The 16,020-nt window shown below is 73.9% G+C and carries 16 protein-coding genes; 6 read left to right on the top strand and 10 right to left on the bottom strand.

Features of this window, described 5'->3' with window-relative positions; translation table 11 throughout:
* Positions 1-5: 5 nt before the first annotated feature.
* Together ACTHM3_RS12250 and mscL are read left to right on the top strand one after the other, a co-directional pair.
* Positions 6-323, top strand: a complete 318-nt coding sequence (locus ACTHM3_RS12250) for an FmdB family zinc ribbon protein (RefSeq protein WP_440406386.1) — start codon at positions 6-8, stop codon at positions 321-323.
* 9 nt (positions 324-332) lie between these two features.
* Positions 333-776 (top strand): large conductance mechanosensitive channel protein MscL, encoded by a 444-nt coding sequence (gene mscL / locus ACTHM3_RS12245; RefSeq protein ID WP_440406385.1) that lies wholly within the window; start codon positions 333-335, stop codon positions 774-776.
* A 149-nt stretch (positions 777-925) separates the two neighbouring features.
* Here the strand turns inward: mscL and ACTHM3_RS12240 are convergent, their stop codons facing one another.
* From ACTHM3_RS12240 to ACTHM3_RS12230, 3 genes are all read right to left on the bottom strand, one after another.
* On the bottom strand, positions 926-1,108 hold the full coding sequence (locus ACTHM3_RS12240) for a hypothetical protein (protein ID WP_440406384.1): 183 nt from the start codon (positions 1,106-1,108) through the stop codon (positions 926-928).
* Positions 1,101-4,754 carry an AAA family ATPase gene (locus ACTHM3_RS12235; protein WP_440406383.1) on the bottom strand — a complete coding sequence of 1,218 codons (3,654 nt, stop codon included), beginning with the start codon at positions 4,752-4,754 and terminating at the stop codon, positions 1,101-1,103. Before ACTHM3_RS12235 ends, ACTHM3_RS12240 begins: the two co-directional genes overlap by 8 nt.
* Positions 4,755-4,922: 168 nt before the next feature.
* On the bottom strand, positions 4,923-5,669 hold the full coding sequence (locus ACTHM3_RS12230; protein WP_440406382.1) for an SDR family NAD(P)-dependent oxidoreductase: 747 nt from the start codon (positions 5,667-5,669) through the stop codon (positions 4,923-4,925).
* 22 nt (positions 5,670-5,691) lie between these two features.
* Here ACTHM3_RS12230 and ACTHM3_RS12225 point away from each other — a divergent pair, with 22 nt between their 5' ends.
* Positions 5,692-6,939, top strand: coding sequence for an APC family permease (locus ACTHM3_RS12225; protein ID WP_440406381.1), 1,248 nt, complete (start codon positions 5,692-5,694; stop codon positions 6,937-6,939).
* A gap of 67 nt (positions 6,940-7,006) precedes the next feature.
* Here ACTHM3_RS12225 and ACTHM3_RS12220 read toward each other — a convergent pair whose 3' ends face one another.
* Both ACTHM3_RS12220 and ACTHM3_RS12215 read right to left on the bottom strand, forming a co-directional pair.
* Positions 7,007-7,996 (bottom strand): aldo/keto reductase, encoded by a 990-nt coding sequence (locus tag ACTHM3_RS12220; RefSeq protein WP_440406380.1) that lies wholly within the window; start codon positions 7,994-7,996, stop codon positions 7,007-7,009.
* Complete coding sequence (locus ACTHM3_RS12215) at positions 7,993-8,850, bottom strand: aldo/keto reductase (protein WP_440406379.1); 858 nt, start codon at positions 8,848-8,850, stop codon at positions 7,993-7,995. The genes ACTHM3_RS12220 and ACTHM3_RS12215 overlap by 4 nt, the downstream gene beginning before the upstream one ends.
* Positions 8,851-8,937: 87 nt before the next feature.
* Between ACTHM3_RS12215 and ACTHM3_RS12210 the strand changes: the two genes are divergently transcribed.
* Together ACTHM3_RS12210 and ACTHM3_RS12205 are read left to right on the top strand one after the other, a co-directional pair.
* Entirely contained in the window at positions 8,938-9,906 is a 969-nt protein-coding gene (locus tag ACTHM3_RS12210) for an aldo/keto reductase (protein WP_440406378.1), read from the top strand.
* Positions 9,907-9,915: 9 nt separating this feature from the next.
* Positions 9,916-10,923 (top strand): alpha/beta hydrolase, encoded by a 1,008-nt coding sequence (locus tag ACTHM3_RS12205; protein ID WP_440406377.1) that lies wholly within the window; start codon positions 9,916-9,918, stop codon positions 10,921-10,923.
* Here the strand turns inward: ACTHM3_RS12205 and galK are convergent, their stop codons facing one another.
* Together galK and galT are read right to left on the bottom strand one after the other, a co-directional pair.
* Complete coding sequence (galK, locus tag ACTHM3_RS12200; RefSeq protein ID WP_440406376.1) at positions 10,924-12,105, bottom strand: galactokinase; 1,182 nt, start codon at positions 12,103-12,105, stop codon at positions 10,924-10,926. It lies immediately after the preceding gene.
* Positions 12,102-13,175, bottom strand: coding sequence for a galactose-1-phosphate uridylyltransferase (gene galT / locus ACTHM3_RS12195; RefSeq protein ID WP_440406411.1), 1,074 nt, complete (start codon positions 13,173-13,175; stop codon positions 12,102-12,104). The genes galK and galT overlap by 4 nt, the downstream gene beginning before the upstream one ends.
* A gap of 53 nt (positions 13,176-13,228) precedes the next feature.
* Between galT and ACTHM3_RS12190 the strand changes: the two genes are divergently transcribed.
* The gene (locus ACTHM3_RS12190) at positions 13,229-14,017 is read left to right on the top strand and encodes a DeoR/GlpR family DNA-binding transcription regulator (protein ID WP_440406375.1); all 789 of its coding nucleotides are present in this window, start codon (positions 13,229-13,231) and stop codon (positions 14,015-14,017) included.
* Positions 14,018-14,024: 7 nt separating this feature from the next.
* Here ACTHM3_RS12190 and ACTHM3_RS12185 read toward each other — a convergent pair whose 3' ends face one another.
* The 3 genes from ACTHM3_RS12185 to ACTHM3_RS12175 are packed head-to-tail and all read right to left on the bottom strand — an operon-like array spanning position 14,025 to position 15,988.
* Positions 14,025-14,639, bottom strand: coding sequence for a DUF2510 domain-containing protein (locus tag ACTHM3_RS12185; RefSeq protein WP_440406374.1), 615 nt, complete (start codon positions 14,637-14,639; stop codon positions 14,025-14,027).
* 40 nt (positions 14,640-14,679) lie between these two features.
* Entirely contained in the window at positions 14,680-15,603 is a 924-nt protein-coding gene (locus ACTHM3_RS12180; protein WP_440406373.1) for a M56 family metallopeptidase, read from the bottom strand.
* A 16-nt stretch (positions 15,604-15,619) separates the two neighbouring features.
* The gene (locus ACTHM3_RS12175) at positions 15,620-15,988 is read right to left on the bottom strand and encodes a BlaI/MecI/CopY family transcriptional regulator (RefSeq protein ID WP_440406372.1); all 369 of its coding nucleotides are present in this window, start codon (positions 15,986-15,988) and stop codon (positions 15,620-15,622) included.
* Positions 15,989-16,020 lie beyond the last annotated feature (32 nt).

Raw genomic sequence — 16,020 nt, 5'->3', positions numbered from 1 at the left:
GAGCCATGCCCACCTACTCCTACCGCTGCACCGAGTGCGGCACCGCGTTCGACATCCAGCAGGCCTTCACCGACGACGCGCTGACCGTCTGCCCGAACTGCGGCGGACTCCTGCGGAAGCAGTACGGCAGCGTCGGGGTGACGTTCAACGGGTCGGGGTTCTACCGCACGGACAGCCGGGCGAAGCCGTCGGGCGACGGCGGAGCGAAATCCGAGGGATCCGGCACCACGAGCAACGGCGCGACCACGGCGCCGAGCAGCCCCAGCACCAGCAGCACCTCCAGCAGCAGCACCTCCACGGCATCCGGTTCGTCCAGCAACTAAGGAGTCGCCATGCTCAAGGGCTTCAAGGAGTTCCTCCTCCGCGGCAACGTCATCGACCTCGCCGTCGCAGTCGTCATCGGCGCCGCGTTCACCGCGATCGTCAACGGGCTCGTCACCGGGATCTTCAACCCGCTGATCTCGCTCATCTTCGACTCCAGCGACATCGCGAAGGCGGGCATCACGCTGCGCGCCGCGTCGCCGGGGCACGCGGCGGTGATCCTCGCGTGGGGCGCCGTGATCTCGGCAATCATCCAGTTCGTGCTCATCGCGACCGCGATCTACTTCGGCCTCATCATGCCGATGAACTACCTCAAGAAGGCCCAGCTGCGGCGCAAGCCCGCCGAGGAGGCCCCGGCCGAGCCGCCGGCGCTCACCGAGACCGAGCTCCTCGAGCAGATCCGCGATCTCCTGAAGGAGCAGCAGGGCGGCATCCCGCCCCAGCGGACCGAGTAGCGCGAAGCGCGTATCGGTGCGGTCCGAAATGCAGGAGAGCCGACCTCGGATACCGCTCCAGAGGCCGCACGGGCCACTTCCGGACCGTCGTCTCCTGCATTTCGGACAGAGGCGGACGGCGCACGGAGCGGAGCGGCGCGGGACGGCGGTCAGTAGTGCGGGGGCTTGTCCTGCCGCAGGCGCGCGTCGTTCTCGCCCTCGGCGTGCCGCTCGGGCTCCTGCTGCGGCGCGGGATCGGAGCCGGCGGGTGGCGCGGTCGTCACCCGGCGGCGGCGCGGCCGGGCCTCCGGACGCTCCTCGGGCTCGGGCGCGGAGCCGGAGTCGTCAGGCACCGGCGGCGGTGACGACCGGGATCTCCTGCGTGAGGAGCCCGCCCGCGAGCCCCGCCGCGACCGCGATGCGGTCGGCGACCGCGTCGGGGTCGGCGAAGACCTCGAAGGCGTGCACGCGGGCGTAGTGCCAACCGAGCCGGCGCAGCACCTCCGGGCGGAGCCGGATCGACTCGCGCAGTGACCGCCCGAGGAGCGCCTGGTCGGTCTCGACCACAAAGCACATCCCGCCGTTCGCGGCCACGAGCCCGAGCTTGCCGCGGTGCCCGAGGGCGGTGCGCAGGCCACGGGCCTCGAGCCGGCGCGCGAGGTCGACGAGCATCGGGTCGGAGTCGTCCGGCAGCGGCGGCTCGGCGCGGCGGGCCGCGACCTCGTCGAGGATCTCGGCGAGAGCCACGGCGCCGTGGCGGATGCGGCCGTCCTCGATGTCCGCGGGCCGGAAGCACGTGACGATCACCATCGAGCGGCGGGCGCGGGTCATCGCGACGGCGAGCAGCCGCTCCCCGCCTGGGCGGCCGAGAGCACCGAAGTCGCTCAGCACGCGGCCGTGCGGGGTGCGCCCGTAGCCGAGCGAGAAGATGACGCGGTCGCGGCTCTCGGCCGCCGAGCGGTCGATCGGCAGCACCGTGAACGGCTCGGCCCCGTCGCGCATGACGAAGTCGGTGAGCTCCGGCTTGCCGGACATCGCCGACAGCACCGCCTGGAACACCCGCACCGCGTGCTTCTCGCTCGCGGTCACGACCATGAGCGTCTCGTGCGGGCGCAGACGCGCGTGCTCCTCGACGAGGGCGAGCACGCGGTTCACCTCGGCGTCGACGCTCTCGACCCCGCCCGACGGGTCGGGCATGCCGGTGCCGTTCTCGACGAAGTCGAGCACGAGGCTGCCGTGCCCGAGGAAGGACCCGGCCCACGGCAGCGAGTCGATCCGACCCCCGTAGAACCGGCGGTTGACGAGCTCGGCGAGGTCCTCGCCGCCGGCGCGATAGCTGCGGGTGAGCGAGAGGACCGGCAGCACGCCGGCCAGCTGGGCGAGGGCGGAGCGCCCGTGCAGCTCGTCCAGGTGCCGCGCGTCGAGCTCGGGCGCGGTCTCCTCGACCGGTCCGAGCCGCAGCTCGAACGACGACGGCGTCTGCGTCACCGGGTCGCCGAACGCGATCACCTGCCGCGCGCGGCGGATCGCGCCGACGTTCTCGGCGATGGTGGTGGCGCCGGCGTCGACCACGACGACGACGTCGAACGGCATGGAGTCGGAGACCCGGTCGACCTCGTACGGCGACACCAGCCACACCGGCGCGACCGACCGCGCCAGGTGCGGCGCGTGATGCTGCAGGGTCGCGGCGCTGATCCGGTCGGTCTTCAGCAGCTCCTTGAGGGCGGTCGCCTCGGCGGGCCAGTCGACGAGGCCGATGCGCCAGTTCTCGGCGAGCTGCCACGCGAGCTGCTGGGCGCTGCCCGCGGCGTGGGACTCGTCGACGAGGCGGAAGTCGGCCTCCAGCCGCTCCAGCACGTCGGCCTTGGCGCCGAGGAGGGCGCGATCCGATTCGAGGAGGGAGTCGAGGGCCGAGCGCCACCAGGACTGCTCGAGCTCGGCGGCCACCTGCTCCTCGGGCACGTGCCGCGCCGCGAGGTCCGTGAGCAGCGGATCGAGGTCGCGGAGCCGCGCCATGAGGGCGCTCCGCTCCTGGAGGTTCTGCAGCACGTCGCTCGGCTCGGCCAGCGAGGACAGCAGCGCGCCGAGCCGGGGCAGCGGGAGGTTCTCGAGCTGCTGCTCGCGCGCGGTGTGACCGAGCGGAACGTCGAGCGAGGCGAGGTCGGCGGCCACCTGCTGCCAGGCGACCGCGACGTCGGAGATGCCGGTCGGCACCTCCGGCACGACGCCGGCCGCGACGAAGCGCTGCCACAGGATCCGCTGCTGCTGCACGCGGGTGAGCGCCTCGTGGAGGTCGCCGACGTGCATGCCGGGGCGCACGTACTCCTTCGCGAGCTTGCGCAGGCGCCGACGGTCGCCCGCCGACATCTCGGGGTGCTCGCGCTTGGGGCCGGTCGCGACGATGAGCTCGCTGACCGAGCGGTCGAACACCGCGGGGAGGAAGCGGTCGAGGGTGTCGCGGATGTCGGTGAGGAGCCGCAGGTAGACCCCGAGCTCGCCGATCGTCTCGAACGGGCGCATGCGGGTGGACCCGATGAGCTCCTGCGCGCGGGCGAGCAGGCGCGGGACCTCGGTGGCCGACAGGCGCTGCGCGAGCGCGTGCGACTGCTGGGCCGCCTCGCCGGTCGGGAAGGACGCGCCGTACCAGGGCGAGTCGCCCGGGCCGTAGCGGAACTGGCCGAGCTTCGCAGCCTCGATCATCGTGCGGGCGATGGCGGCGCGATCGCCCGCGATCCGCTCGACGGTCGCCCGGTCGAGGCGGGCGGTCGTGGTCGGCGGGGTCGGGAGGAGCGCGAGCCGGGAGAGCTCGGTGACGCAGTCGAACACCGAGACGCCGAGGATGTCGTCGGGCCGCGAGAGGGCGACGCGGTAGTCGAGCAGCACCGCGCGCAGCCGCACCAGCGCGTCGTCGACGTCGACGAGCTGCGGCTGGGCCGCGCGCTCGTGCCGCGAGATGGCGCGGACCACGTCCTTGCGCAGCGACGCCGGGGTCACGGCGAGCGCACCGAGCCCGATGTCGCCGAAGCGCTGCTGGATCCCGCGGAGCGTCGCGCGTCGCGGTCCGACCACGAGCACGCGCTTGTTCTGCGCGACGAGCGCGCCGACGGAGTTGACGATCGTCTGGGTCGCGCCGGTGCCCGGCATCGTCTTGACGACGACCGAGTTGCCGGCGGCGATCTGCGCGATGATGTGCTCCTGCTCCGCGTCGGCGTCGAGCAGCAGCAGGTCGGTCGAGGGATCGCGGTGGTCGGCGTCGACCGCCTCGACCGCCTGGTACCCCTGCTCCATCGCCCAGCCCGCGGCGGTGCTGCCGGCGAGGGCGTCGAGGAGCGGGTGGTCGAGGGGGGCCGCGTCGGCGACCATCGCGGTCGCGACCTCGGCGAACGACGAGACGAGCAGGCGCGGCGCGACCGAGAAGCCCGGCAGGTGCCCGGTGAGGGCGCGGAGCTGGTCGATGACGGCGTTCGGCTTGAACGAGCCGTCGGCGTCGGTGAGCGCCACGAACGCGGCGGGGTCGAGCTGGATCCCGAACTGGCCGTGGAGGGCGACGGCGAGCGCGGGGTTCAGCGCCGGGAGCCCGCGGAGGCGGATCTCGAAGTCGCGGCCGAGCCGGCGGATCGCGAGCGGGCGCAGGAGCACCGGCGCGGTGAACTGCTCGCCGTCGCGCTCCCACTCGGCGAGACCGATCGCGAGCTGGACGGCGTCGATGCCGCGCGTGCTCGCGAGCTCGAGGCTCTTGGCGGCGATCCGGTCGGCCGCGATGCGCGCGGCGCGGAGGGCCATCTCGTCGCGGATGAGCTGCGACAGCAGCGTCGCCTGGCCCGTGATGAAGCGCGCCAGGCCGCCCGGGTGGGTCGTGCTCAACTCGATCCGGGCGGTCGCGTCGTCGGAGAGGTGCAGGAGCGGCGAGGAGCCGCCGACGCGGGCGAGCTCGGCGCGCCACGCGGCGCGCGAGGACTCCAGCTCGGCCGAGCCCCGGAATCCGCGCTGGCTGGTCACCGCCGGGGCAGCGTCGGGGGCGCCCACGGCGTCCGCGTCGGGCGAATTGTCATCGGGGGCACCGAGATCGTTCACCTCGACCTCGTCCCGTCTGCTGGCCGGCCACACATCGGCCACGATAGGGTGCCCACCCCGCGATCCCGGGGATCCCGGCGGGGTTTCGCGGGTTCAGTAGTAGACCGGACCCGGCGCTCCCCCACCGGCGGCGATCGCGTCGCCCGTGATGGCGATGCTCCGCGGCGAGGCGAGGAAGGCGACGACGTCGGCCACCTCGCTCGCGTCGACGATCCGCCGGATGCTGTTGGACGGCTCCGGCTCCGGGTCCGGCCCCGACTCGGTGCGGGTCAGGCCCGGGTGCACGACCGTCACGTTCACGCCGTGCGGGCCGAGGTCGTCGGCGAGGTTCTTGGTGAGGGCCGACACCGCGACGTTGCGGACGGTCTGGACGGCGGATCCCGCGCTCCGCGCCCCGAGGCCGCTGATGTTGATGATGCGGCCCCAGCCGTTGGCGATCATGTGCGGAGCGGCCGCTCGCGCGGTGCGGAGGTAGCCGAGCGCCTTCACCTCGAAGTGCTCGCGCATCTGCTCGTCGGTGACGTCGAGGGTCGTCGCGCGCATCGTGGGGCGCCACGGGGCGGCGGCCGTGTTGACGAGGATGTCGAGCCCGCCGAGCCGATCGACCACCTCCGCGACGGCCGCCCGCACCGCCGCATCATCGTGGGTGTCGGCGCGGACCCCGATCGCCGTGCCGCCCGTCTCGGCGACGAGCGCCTCGGCGACGGCCGCGACCTCCTCGCCGCGGGCCGAGATCGCGACGTGCGCGCCCTCCGCCACGAGCGCTCGCGCGATCGCGAGCCCGATGCCCTTGCTCCCGCCCGAGACGAGTGCGCGCTTGCCGGTCAACTGGAGGTCCACATCGCCACGCTACGCTCCGCCGGTGACCACTCCCTCCCCCGCCCTGCAGCGCCGGCTCGGCACGGGCGGCGCGGTCGTCATCGGTCTCGCGTCGATGATCGGCGCGGGCGTGTTCTCGGCGTTCGCCCCTGCGGCCGCGGCGGCCGGGCCGTGGCTCCTGCTCGGCCTCGCGATCGCCGCGTTCGTGGCCTACGCGAACGCGACGGCCTCGGCCCGCCTGGCGGCCCGGTACCCCGTCTCCGGCGGCACCTACGTCTACGGCCGCGAGCGTCTCGGCGCGTGGTGGGGCTTCGCCGCGGGATGGAGCTTCGTGATCGGCAAGACGGCGAGCTGCGCCGCGATCGCGTTCACGGTCGCCGCCTACACGGTGCCGCCGGCGTGGCAGCGGCCCGTCGCGATCGCGGCGGTGCTGGCCATCTCGCTCATCGACTTGTTCGGCGTCACGAAGACGCTCGTCGCGGCGGCCGTGCTCGTGACGATCGTACTGATCGCCCTCGTGGTCGCCTCGGGATCGGCGATCGGGGCGACGACGCGGCCGCTCGAGGGCGCGGCGCCGGCGGGCCCGTACGGGGTGCTGCAGTCGGCCGGGATCCTGTTCTTCGCGTTCGCCGGCTACGCCCGGATCGCGACCCTCGGCGAGGAGGTCCGCGACCCGGCGCGCACCATCCCGAGAGCGATCCGGATCGCCCTCGGCATCACGCTCGCGGTCTACGCCGTCGTCGCCGTCGTGCTGCTCGTCGTGCTCGGCGCCCCGGCGCTCGCCCGGTCGTCGGCGCCGCTCGCCGACGTGACGCGCCTCGGGCTCGGCGGGGGCTGGGCGGTCGTCGTCGGCATCGGCGCCGTGGCCGGCGCGCTCGGCTCCCTGCTCTCGCTTATCGCCGGGATCGGGAGGACGTCGCTCGCGATGGCCCGCCACGGCGACCTCCCGCGCGCGCTCGCCCGCGTGCACGGCGGCTTCGGGACGCCGTGGGTCGCGCAGCTCGTCGTGACGGTCGCGGTGGTGCTGCTCGTCGCGCTCGGCGACCTGCGCGGGGCGATCGGGTTCTCGTCGTTCGGGGTGCTGCTCTACTACGCGATCGCGAACCTCTCGGCGTTCACGCTCGATCGCGGGCGGCCGGCGCGTCGGATCCTGCCGCTCGCGGGCCTCCTCGGCTGCGTCGTCCTCGCGCTCGCGCTGCCGTGGCCGTCGATCGTGGTCGGCGCGGCGGTGGTCGCGGTCGGCCTCGCGGGTCGAGCGCTTCTGCTTCGGCGCGCTCCGGGACCCGCCTGATCGCGCTCGCTTGACGAAGAAGCCCTGTGCGGCACGACGCGCACAGGGCTTCTTCGCACAGTGGCGACTACTCGGTCAGGGCGGCTGGAGTCGCGGAGCCGATCTCGGCGTAGTCCTCGGGGGTGAGGTCGACCGCGGCGCCGTCGATCCAGCCGTCGATCTGATCGGGACGACGCGCGCCGACGATCGCGGCGGTCACGCCACGGAATCCGAGGGTCCACGCGACCGCGGCCGACGCCTGCGAGACCCCGTGCCGCTCCGCGACCCGCGCGATCGCGGCTCCCGTGGCGAGGTTATCGTCGAGGTCCGTCGTGAAGGCCGGGCTGCGCCGGCGCCAGTCGTCCTCGGGCATGGCGGCCACCCGCTCCGCCGTCATCGCGCCGGTGAGGAGACCGGAGCCCATGGGGCTGTAGACGATGACGCCCGTGCCGTGGTCGGCGCACCAGTCGAGCAGGCCGTCGGTGGCCGCCTCCGGCCGGATCGCCGAGAACGGCGGCTGCAGGCTGTCGACATGCGCCACGGCCTCGGCCCGCTCGAGCGCCGGGATCGCGTGGTTCGACAGCCCGATCGCCCGGAGCTTGCCGGCCTGCTGCAGCTGCGCGAAGACGTTCCAGTAGTCCTCGATCTCGCTGCCGTCCTCGGCGGGCCAGTGCATCTGGAACAGGTCGATGCGCTCGACGCCGAGCCGGCGCAGCGAGTCCTCGACGTCCTGTCGGATCGACACCGGGTCGCCGCGGCGGGTCGCCTGCTCCATGTGGTCGGCGTCGTTCCAACCGAGCCCGCCCTTCGTGAAGACGAGCGGACGCTCGGCCTCCGGGATCTCGCGGATGGCCCGCGCCGTGACCTCCTCCGAGTGCCCGTGACCGTAGACGGCCGCGGTGTCGATCCAGTTGATGCCGCGGTCGACCGCGTGCCGGATCGCGCGCACCGACTCGTCATCGTCCTGCGAGCCCCAGCCGTTGGCCCACCCGCCGCCGCCGATCGCCCACGCGCCGAACCCGACGCGCGTGATCTCCATGTCGGTGCGGCCGAGCCGCGCGGTGCGGACTCCGGTCACTGCGAGAGCTCCGCGACCTCGTCGGCGGTCAGCTCGAGCTCGGCGGCGAGCGCCGAGTCCTGGATGGAGGTCGGGCGGGAGGCGCCGGGGATCGGGATGACGACGGGCGCGAGCGCGAGCTCCCACGCGAGGCAGACCTGCTGGGGGCTGACGCCGTGCGCCTCCGCGACCTTCTCGAACGCGGCCCCCTGGCCGCCGAGGTCGGCCGCGCCCTGGATCCCGCCGAGCGGGCTCCACGGCAGGAACGCGATGCCGAGCTCGGCGCACAGCTCGAGCTCAGGGAGGCTGGAGCGGAACTTCGGCGAGAACTGGTTCTGGACCGACACCAGTCGGCCGCCGAGCATCTCCTGCGCCTCGCGGATCTGGTCGGGGTTCGCGTTCGAGATCCCGGCCATGCGGATGACGCCCTCGTCGAGCAGCTCGGCGAGCGCCCCCACCGAGTCGGCGTACGGCACGCTCGGGTCGGGACGGTGGTACTGGTAGAGGCCGATCGCCTCGACGCCGAGGCGCTTCGCGGAGGCCTTGGCGGCCTCCTTGAGGTAGGCGGGGTCGCCGTTCTGCGCCCAGGGTCCGGGCTCCGGACGGAGGTGCCCGCCCTTGGTCGCGACGAGCACTCCGGATGTGTCGCCGCCGTACTCGCGGAGCGCCTTCGCGATGAGCTCCTCGTTGTGCCCCTGCGGATCGCCCGCGAGCGTGTAGGCGTCCGCCGTGTCGATGAGGGTGACGCCGGCGTCGAGCGCCGCGTGGATGGTCGCGATGGACCGCTGCTCGTCCGGTCGACCCTCGATGGACATCGGCATGCCGCCGAGCCCGATCGCGCCGACCTGGACCTGACCGATCTTTCGAAGCTGCATGGTCCGACTCTAAGTATTTGGCGGGGGCGGCAACATAATCCGTCAGCAGCCGCTCAGCGAGTCCGGGGGCGCCTCTACGCTGGCCGCATGACGACCCCGGTACTCGACGCCCTCCGCCCCTTCGGACGCACCGGCGTCGAGGTCACGCCGCTCGCGATCGGCACCTCGTCGTGGGGCGAGGAGCGGGCGGGCGAGTCGGTCGCGGAGCGCACCGCACGCGTCGCGACGATGGCCGACGCATTCTTCGCCCGGCGGCTCCCGTCGAACCTCCTCGACACCTCCAACATGTACGGCGACCACCACTCCGAGGAGCACATCGGCGCCGCGATCGCCCGCGTCGGCGGGGTCCCCGACGGGCTCGTCGTGCAGACGAAGCTCGACCGCGATACGGCCACGGGCGACTTCGGCGGCGATCGGATGCGCGCCTCCCTCGCCGAGTCGCTCGAGCGCCTGGGCCTCGACCGGATCCCGGTGCTCTACCTGCACGATCCCGAGAACATCGGATTCGAGGCGGCGATGGCGCCCGGGGGCGCGGTCGAGGCGCTCGTGGCGATGAAGGAGGAGGGGCGCGCGACGGCGATCGGCATCTCCGGCGGCCCCGTCGACATGCTGCAGCGGTTCGTCGAGACCGACCTCTTCGACGCGCTCGTCACCCACAATCGCTTCACGCTGCTCGACCGCTCCGCCGACGCGCTGCTCGACGCGGCCGCCGAGCGGAACGTCGGTGTCACGAACGCGGCCCCCTACGGCGCGGGCGTGCTGACGGGCGACCCCCGGTTCGCCGACCGCTACGGCTATCGGCCGATCCATCCCGAGACGCGCGCCGCCCTCGAGCGGATGGCGGCCCTCTGCGCCGACGCCGGCGTCGAGCTCGCCGCGGCGGCGCTGCAGTTCAGCCTGCGGGAGGCGCGGGTGCACGCGACGGTCGTCGGACCGGGGCGGATCGAGCGGATCGCGGAGACCGAGCGCTGGGCGACGGCGCCGATCCCGGACGGGCTGTGGTCGGCGCTCGAGGCGGCGCGGCCGCCGGCCGAGGTCGCGCTGGACCGGCTGTAGCGTCGCCTCATGAGCTCGCCCGCATCCCGCCGACTCGGCTGGTTCCTCGGCGGCGCCGCGGCCGCCGTCGCGATCGGCCGCGTCGCCGCGAACTCGTCGCCGTGGGCCGCCGCGCTGCTCATCCGCGCGGTGTTCGACCGGGGCGCGGCCCGGACGCGGGCGGAGTTCGAGCGGCACCCGCCGAAGGGCCCCGTCGACGAGCTTCGCGACATCCCCTACGGCGATGATCCCGACATGCGGCTCGACGTGTTCGGGCCGGCCGGGGTGGAGGGGCCGCTGCCCACCGTGGTCTGGATCCACGGCGGCGCCTGGATCTCCGGGTCGAAGGACGACGTGGCGCCCTACCTGCGCATCCTCGCGGCGGAGGGCTTCCGCGCGATCGGCCTCGACTACACCGTCGCGCCCGAGGCCACCTACCCGACCGCGGTCCGCCAGCTCGGCGAGGCCCTGCGGCACGTCCGGGATCACGCCGCGGAGCTCGGCGTCGACCCCGCGCGTCTGGTGCTCGCCGGCGACTCCGCGGGGGCTCAGCTCGCGAGCCAGCTCGCGGTGCTCATGACGAATCCCGAGTACGCCGCGCTCATCGGCATGGAACCGCCGCTCGGCTCGACCCAGCTGACGGGCGTGATCCTGCACTGCGGCGTGTACGACCTGCGGCGCATGGCGAGCCTCACGGGCGTCGCGGCCTGGGGGTTCAAGTCGGCGCTCTGGGCCTACACCGGCACGCGCAACTGGTCGTCGAGCTACCAGGGCTCGACGATGTCGACGATCGACTTCGTCACGAGCGGATTCCCGCCGGTCTACATCTCGGGCGGCAACGGCGACGGGCTCACCTGGATCGAGTCGATCCCGATGTCGCAGGCGCTCGAGCGGGCCGGCGTCGACACGACCACCCGCTTCTACGCGGCCGACCACGAGCCGTCGCTGCCGCACGAGTACCAGTTCCACCTCGACTTCGCGGAGGCGGAGGAGGCGTTGCAGGACACGCTCGCGTTCCTGCACCGCGTGACGCGCTAGCTACTGTTCCCGACCCGCGCCGTCCGAGGGGCGCACGACGAACACGTCCGGCTGCCCCCACCCGTGCTCCGCGAAGGCGCCGTCGATCGCGACCTGCGCCTGCGACACGAGGTCCTCGGGGATCAGCGCGATCGCCGATCCGCCGAAGCCGCCGCCCGTCATCCGGGCGCCGAGCGCCCCGGACGCCCGCGCCGTCTCGACCGCGAGGTCGAGCTGCGGTGTGGTGATCTCGAAGTCGTCGCGCATCGACGCGTGCGACGCGTCGAGCAGATCGCCGATCGCACGCGGCCCCTCCTCGCGGAGCCGCCGGACCGTCTCGAGCACGCGCGCGTCCTCGGTGACGACGTGCCGCACCCGGCGGAAGGTGACCTCGTCGAGCACGTCGCGCGCGCGGTCCAGATCGTCGACCGTCAGGTCGCGGAGGGCGGCGACGCCGAGCTCCCGCGCCCCCCGCTCGCAGGCCTCGCGGCGGTCGCGGTAGCCGCCGGTCGCGTGCTCGTGCGCCTGGCCGGTGTCGATGACGAGGATGCAGAGCCCGGCCTCCTCGAAGCCGAGCGGCACCGTCTCCGACTCGAGGCTCCGGCAGTCGAGGAACACGGCGTGGTCGCGCTCCGCGAGCATCGAGGCGGACTGGTCGAGGATCCCGGTCGGCGCCCCGACGAAGTCGTTCTCCGAGCGCTGCCCGGCGCGCGCGATCGTCGGCTTGTCGAGGCCGAGCCGCCACACGTCGTTCAGCGCGACGCCGACGGCGCACTCGATCGCGGCCGACGACGACAGCCCGGCGCCGGTCGGCACGTTGGAGTCGATGACGATGTCGACGCCCGGCACGGCCGCGAGGTCAGCGCCGGTCTGGCCGAGCGCCCAGGCGATCCCGAGCGGGTAGCGCACCCAGGTGCCGGCCGAGCGGTCGGCGCGGAGATCCTCGAGCTCGGCGAGCTCCGCCTCCGTCCACCCCTCCCCCGCCGCGAAGGTGCTGGCGACGCGGATCGCGGCGTCGTCTCGGGTTCCGAGGGCGACCACGGTGCGGCGGTCGATCGCGAACGGGAGCACGAAGCCGTCGTTGTAGTCGGTGTGCTCGCCGATCAGGTTGACGCGCCCGGGTGCGGACCACAGCCCGTCGGGCTCGTGCCCGGCCAGGGCGGTGAAGAGGGCGCGGACGTCGTCGCGCAGGTCGCCGGTCATACGGTCTCGATCGCCTTCCGGAGGAGTTCGGCCTGGGCCTCGGGCACCACGTCGCCGATCCAGGCGCCCTGGGCCGCCTCGGATCCGGCCAGGTACTTGAGCTTGTCGGCCGCGCGCCGGGGCGAGGTCAGCTCGAGGTGCAGGCGCACCTTCTCGCGGCCCTCGCCGATCGGCGCCTGGTGCCACCCCGCGATGTACGGGGTGGGGGTGTCGTAGAGCGCGTCGATGCCGCGCAGGAGCCGCAGGTAGAGGGGCGCGAGCTCGTCGCGCTCCTCGTCGGTCGTTTCGGCGAAGTCGGGCACGTGGCGGTGCGGCAGCAGGTGGACCTCGATCGGCCAGCGCGCCGCGAACGGCACGAACGCGGTCCAGTGCTCACCGCTCAGCACGACCCGCTCGCCCGCCCGCTCGTGCTCGAGCACCCGGCCGAACAGGTCGCCGCCCACGGCGTCGGCAGCGGCGAGCGTCCGCTGCATGCGCGGGGTCACGTAGGGATAGGAGTAGATCTGCCCGTGCGGGTGGTGCAGCGTCACCCCGATCGCCTCGCCGCGGTTCTCGAACGGGAACACCTGACGGACCCCGTCCACCGCCGAGAGCGCGGCGGTGCGGTCCGCCCAGGCCTCGATCACGGTCCGGGCGCGGCTCGGCGTCTGGGTGGCGAACGAGCCGGTGGTCTCGGGGCTGAAGCACACGACCTCGCACCGCCCGTAGGAGGGGGCGGTGCGCCCGAACCCGACGCCGTCGACATCGGCGACGCCGAGCTCCGGGCCGAACGACGGCGACCGGTTCTCGAAGACGGCGACGTCGTAGCGGTCGGGGATCTCGCTCGGGTTGGTGGCGCTCTGCGGGGCGAGCGGATCGAACTCCGCCGGCGGGAGGAAGGCGCGGTTCTGCCGGGCGGCGGCGATCGAGATCCAGTCGCCGGTCAGCACGTCCTGGCGCATGGTCGCGGTCTGCGGGCGCGGGTCGAGCTGCCGCTCGTCGATGCGTCGTTCGGGCGCGAGCGTCGTATCCGCGTCGTCGAAGTAGATGAGCTCGCGGCCGTCGGCCAGCCGGGCCGGGCGCTTCACGATGGGCACCGCATTACGATATCGACACCACGGCTTTCGATATCGAAAGGGTTCGGATGGACGAGCTGGAGCTGCCGGCCGCCCGCCGCGAACGGCTCGCCGCGCTCGTCGCGGCCGACGGCTTCGTGCGGGTCGCCGATGCCGCGCTCCGCCTCGGGGTGAGCGAGGTCACGGTGCGCGGCGACCTCCGGCGGCTCGAGGCCGACGGGCGCCTCCGCCGGGTGCACGGCGGGGCGATGGCGCCGCGCGGCGAGCGCCGCGAGGCCCGCGTCGAGGCGACCGCCCGGCGCGACGCCGCGACGAAACGCGCGATCGGCGAGTCCGCGGCCGCGCTCGTGCCCGACGGCGCGAGCATCCTGCTCGACGTCGGGTCGACCTGCCTCGCCGTCGCCGAGGCGCTGGTCGCGCGCGACGACCTCGCCGAGCTCGTGGTCGTGACGAACGGACTCGGGATCGCGCTGGCGCTCGAGCGCGCGATCCCCCGCTTCACCGTCGTCGTCACGGGCGGCACGCTCCGCCCGCTGCAGCACTCGCTCGTCGATCCGATCGCGTCGCGCACGCTCGCCGAGCTGCACGTCGACCTCGCGATCATCGGGTGCAACGGCGTCGCCGACGACGGCACCGTGACCAACCTGAACCTGCCCGAGGCGGAGGTGAAGGCGGCGATGCTCGCGGCGGCCGGCTCCGCGATCCTCGTCGCCGACGGGTCCAAGGCCGGCCAGCGTCACCTCGGGCGGATCGGCGCGCTCGGGGATTTCGCGACGCTCGTGACGGATGCCGCCGGCGCCGAGCGCCTGACCCGGGCCGCCGCCGGCACCGGGTGCGGGGTCCTCGCCGCCGGCTGACGCCGTCTCAGCGCGCCGGCAGAATCGTTGCGACCTGGGAGAGCAGCTGGACGGCGAGGACGATGCCGACGACGGTCGACACGAGGTACGTGCCGATCAGCACCCAGAGCGGCACGAGTCCGCGGGGTCGCGCGACCCCGTAGGCGATGATCGAGCGTCCGATCGGGTACACGATCCCCAGAAACGCCCAGCCCCAGTGGAACGGGCGGACGACGCCCCGGCTCTGGAGCGCGTTGCGATCGAGCAGCGCGAACGCGATGTTGAGCACGTAGATCACGAGGCCGAGGATCTGCACGAGCCAATAGGCGGGGGTGTACAGCGAGCCCTGATCGATGGTCGGGATCCCGTGGATGGTCGTCATGCGCAGGTGCGGCTGCCAGAACAGCAGCGCCAGCGACGACAGGAGCGGCAGCACGACCACGATCCAGATGTAGGGCGTGTAGATCGGCGTCGTGTCGGGGATGCGCGGCCGCGGCCCCCTCGCCGGCCCGCTCACACCCCCGGCGGGCAGCGGTGCCGAGTGCGCCGTCCACTGGGAGCCGTCCCACCAGCGGACGCCCGCCTGCCCGGTCGGGTCGGCGTACCAGCCGGCAGGTGTCGCGCCGCTCTGCGAATCCGTCACGCCTCCAACGTACGTGAGGATCCGGCGATATCCACCCCCGTCATCCGAGACCCGACAGGGCCGGGGTGAATAACCACGCCGTCGGCACCGCGACGAGGGCCACGGCGGCGACCCGGATGGCCCAGAGCGCGCCGGCCGGGAGCCGCTCGGGCTCGAGCAGCCGGCGGCGGCGGATCGCGCCGAGCTCGGTCACCCCGCCCGCTCCCGGCTCCCCCGGGATCACCGGCACGACGAGGCCGATCGCCCGCGCGAGAGCCGCCCGGTCGACCGATGCGCGGGCCCGGTCGTCGGCGAGGTACTCGACGAGCCGGGCGATCTGCTCGTCGGCGACCGCCGCGATCGGGAACCACGGCAGCGCCGACCGCCAGGCGCGGAACGCGAGCCGCACGACGTCGTGCCGCTCGTCGAGGTGGGCCCGCTCGTGCGCGACGACGCCGGCGAGCTCGTCGCCGTCGAGCGCGTCGAGGAGTCCGCGCGACAGCACGGTCGTCGACCGGAAGCCCCGCGGCAGGCAGTACGCGATCGGGGCGGCGTCGTCGAGGACCCTCGTCGCGTCGCGCGTCGGGTGCGGCGCCGTGAGCAGGGCGATGAGGTCGCGGTGGCGGCGGCGCTGCCGGTTGGCGAGAACGACCGTGCGCGCCAAATGGGTGAGGAGGTACACGGCGAGCGCCGCCGCGGCGATCAGCGCGACGAGCCCCGGGATCCCGACCGCGGCGATCCCGCGCGCCGCGAGGGCGCCGGGCAGCGCGACGGCGGCCCGCACGAGGTCGTCGCCGAGCGGTGCGAGCCCCGCACAGAGCAGGGCGCCGATCATCGACAGCCCACCCGCGATCGCGATGGCCTGCCAGAGCAGGAGGGCGGTGCCCGGCGCCCGCGAGGGCCAGGCCGCACGGGCGAGCACGAGGGGAACGGGCCAGGCGAGCGCGATCGCCAGCACCGCGAGGGCGAGGGCGGTCAGCAGCACGGTGGGCCGGGCCCGGTCAGCTGGCGGCGCGCTCGCCGAGCAGGCGGCGGAGGGCGGCCGCGTCCTCCGGGGTCACGCGGCCGATGAAGCGCGCGAGCACGGCCTCCCGGTCGCCCACGTCGCCGAGGGCGTCGTGCATGAGCTCGGCGACGTGCTCCGCGCGCGATCCGGCGGCGCGCCAACGGTGGGGGCGGGCGCTGCGGTCGCGCGAGATCATGCCCTTCTTCTCGAGCCGGCCGAGCACGGTGAGCACCGTGGTGACCGCGAGCTCCCGCTGGCCGTCGGCGGCCGCGAGCAGGTCGCGCAGCTCGTTCGCTTCGAGCGTGCCGGGGGCGTCCCACAGGGCGTCCATGACGGAGCGCTCGAGCTGTCCCAGGGTGGCCATGCATCGATTCTACTGGTTGTCGAAGTACTTCT

It is taken from the genome of Pseudolysinimonas sp. (assembly GCF_051954455.1).
GTDB lineage: Bacteria > Actinomycetota > Actinomycetes > Actinomycetales > Microbacteriaceae > Pseudolysinimonas.
Note: the sequence above shows the minus strand (reverse complement) of the source record. Positions and strands in the feature narration are given on the sequence as shown.

Excerpts from the sequence above, each read along its gene's own strand:
- mscL (WP_440406385.1), top strand. The coding sequence starts at position 333 with ATGCTCAAGGGCTTCAAGGAGTTCCTCCTCCGCGGCAACGTCATCGAC.
- ACTHM3_RS12215 (WP_440406379.1), bottom strand. The coding sequence starts at position 8,850 with ATGCAGCTTCGAAAGATCGGTCAGGTCCAGGTCGGCGCGATCGGGCTC.
- ACTHM3_RS12205 (WP_440406377.1), top strand. The coding sequence starts at position 9,916 with ATGAGCTCGCCCGCATCCCGCCGACTCGGCTGGTTCCTCGGCGGCGCC.
- galK (WP_440406376.1), bottom strand. The coding sequence starts at position 12,105 with ATGACCGGCGACCTGCGCGACGACGTCCGCGCCCTCTTCACCGCCCTG.
- ACTHM3_RS12175 (WP_440406372.1), bottom strand. The coding sequence starts at position 15,988 with ATGGCCACCCTGGGACAGCTCGAGCGCTCCGTCATGGACGCCCTGTGG.
- ACTHM3_RS12210 (WP_440406378.1), top strand. The coding sequence starts at position 8,938 with ATGACGACCCCGGTACTCGACGCCCTCCGCCCCTTCGGACGCACCGGC.
- ACTHM3_RS12250 (WP_440406386.1), top strand. The coding sequence starts at position 6 with ATGCCCACCTACTCCTACCGCTGCACCGAGTGCGGCACCGCGTTCGAC.
- ACTHM3_RS12190 (WP_440406375.1), top strand. The coding sequence starts at position 13,229 with ATGGACGAGCTGGAGCTGCCGGCCGCCCGCCGCGAACGGCTCGCCGCG.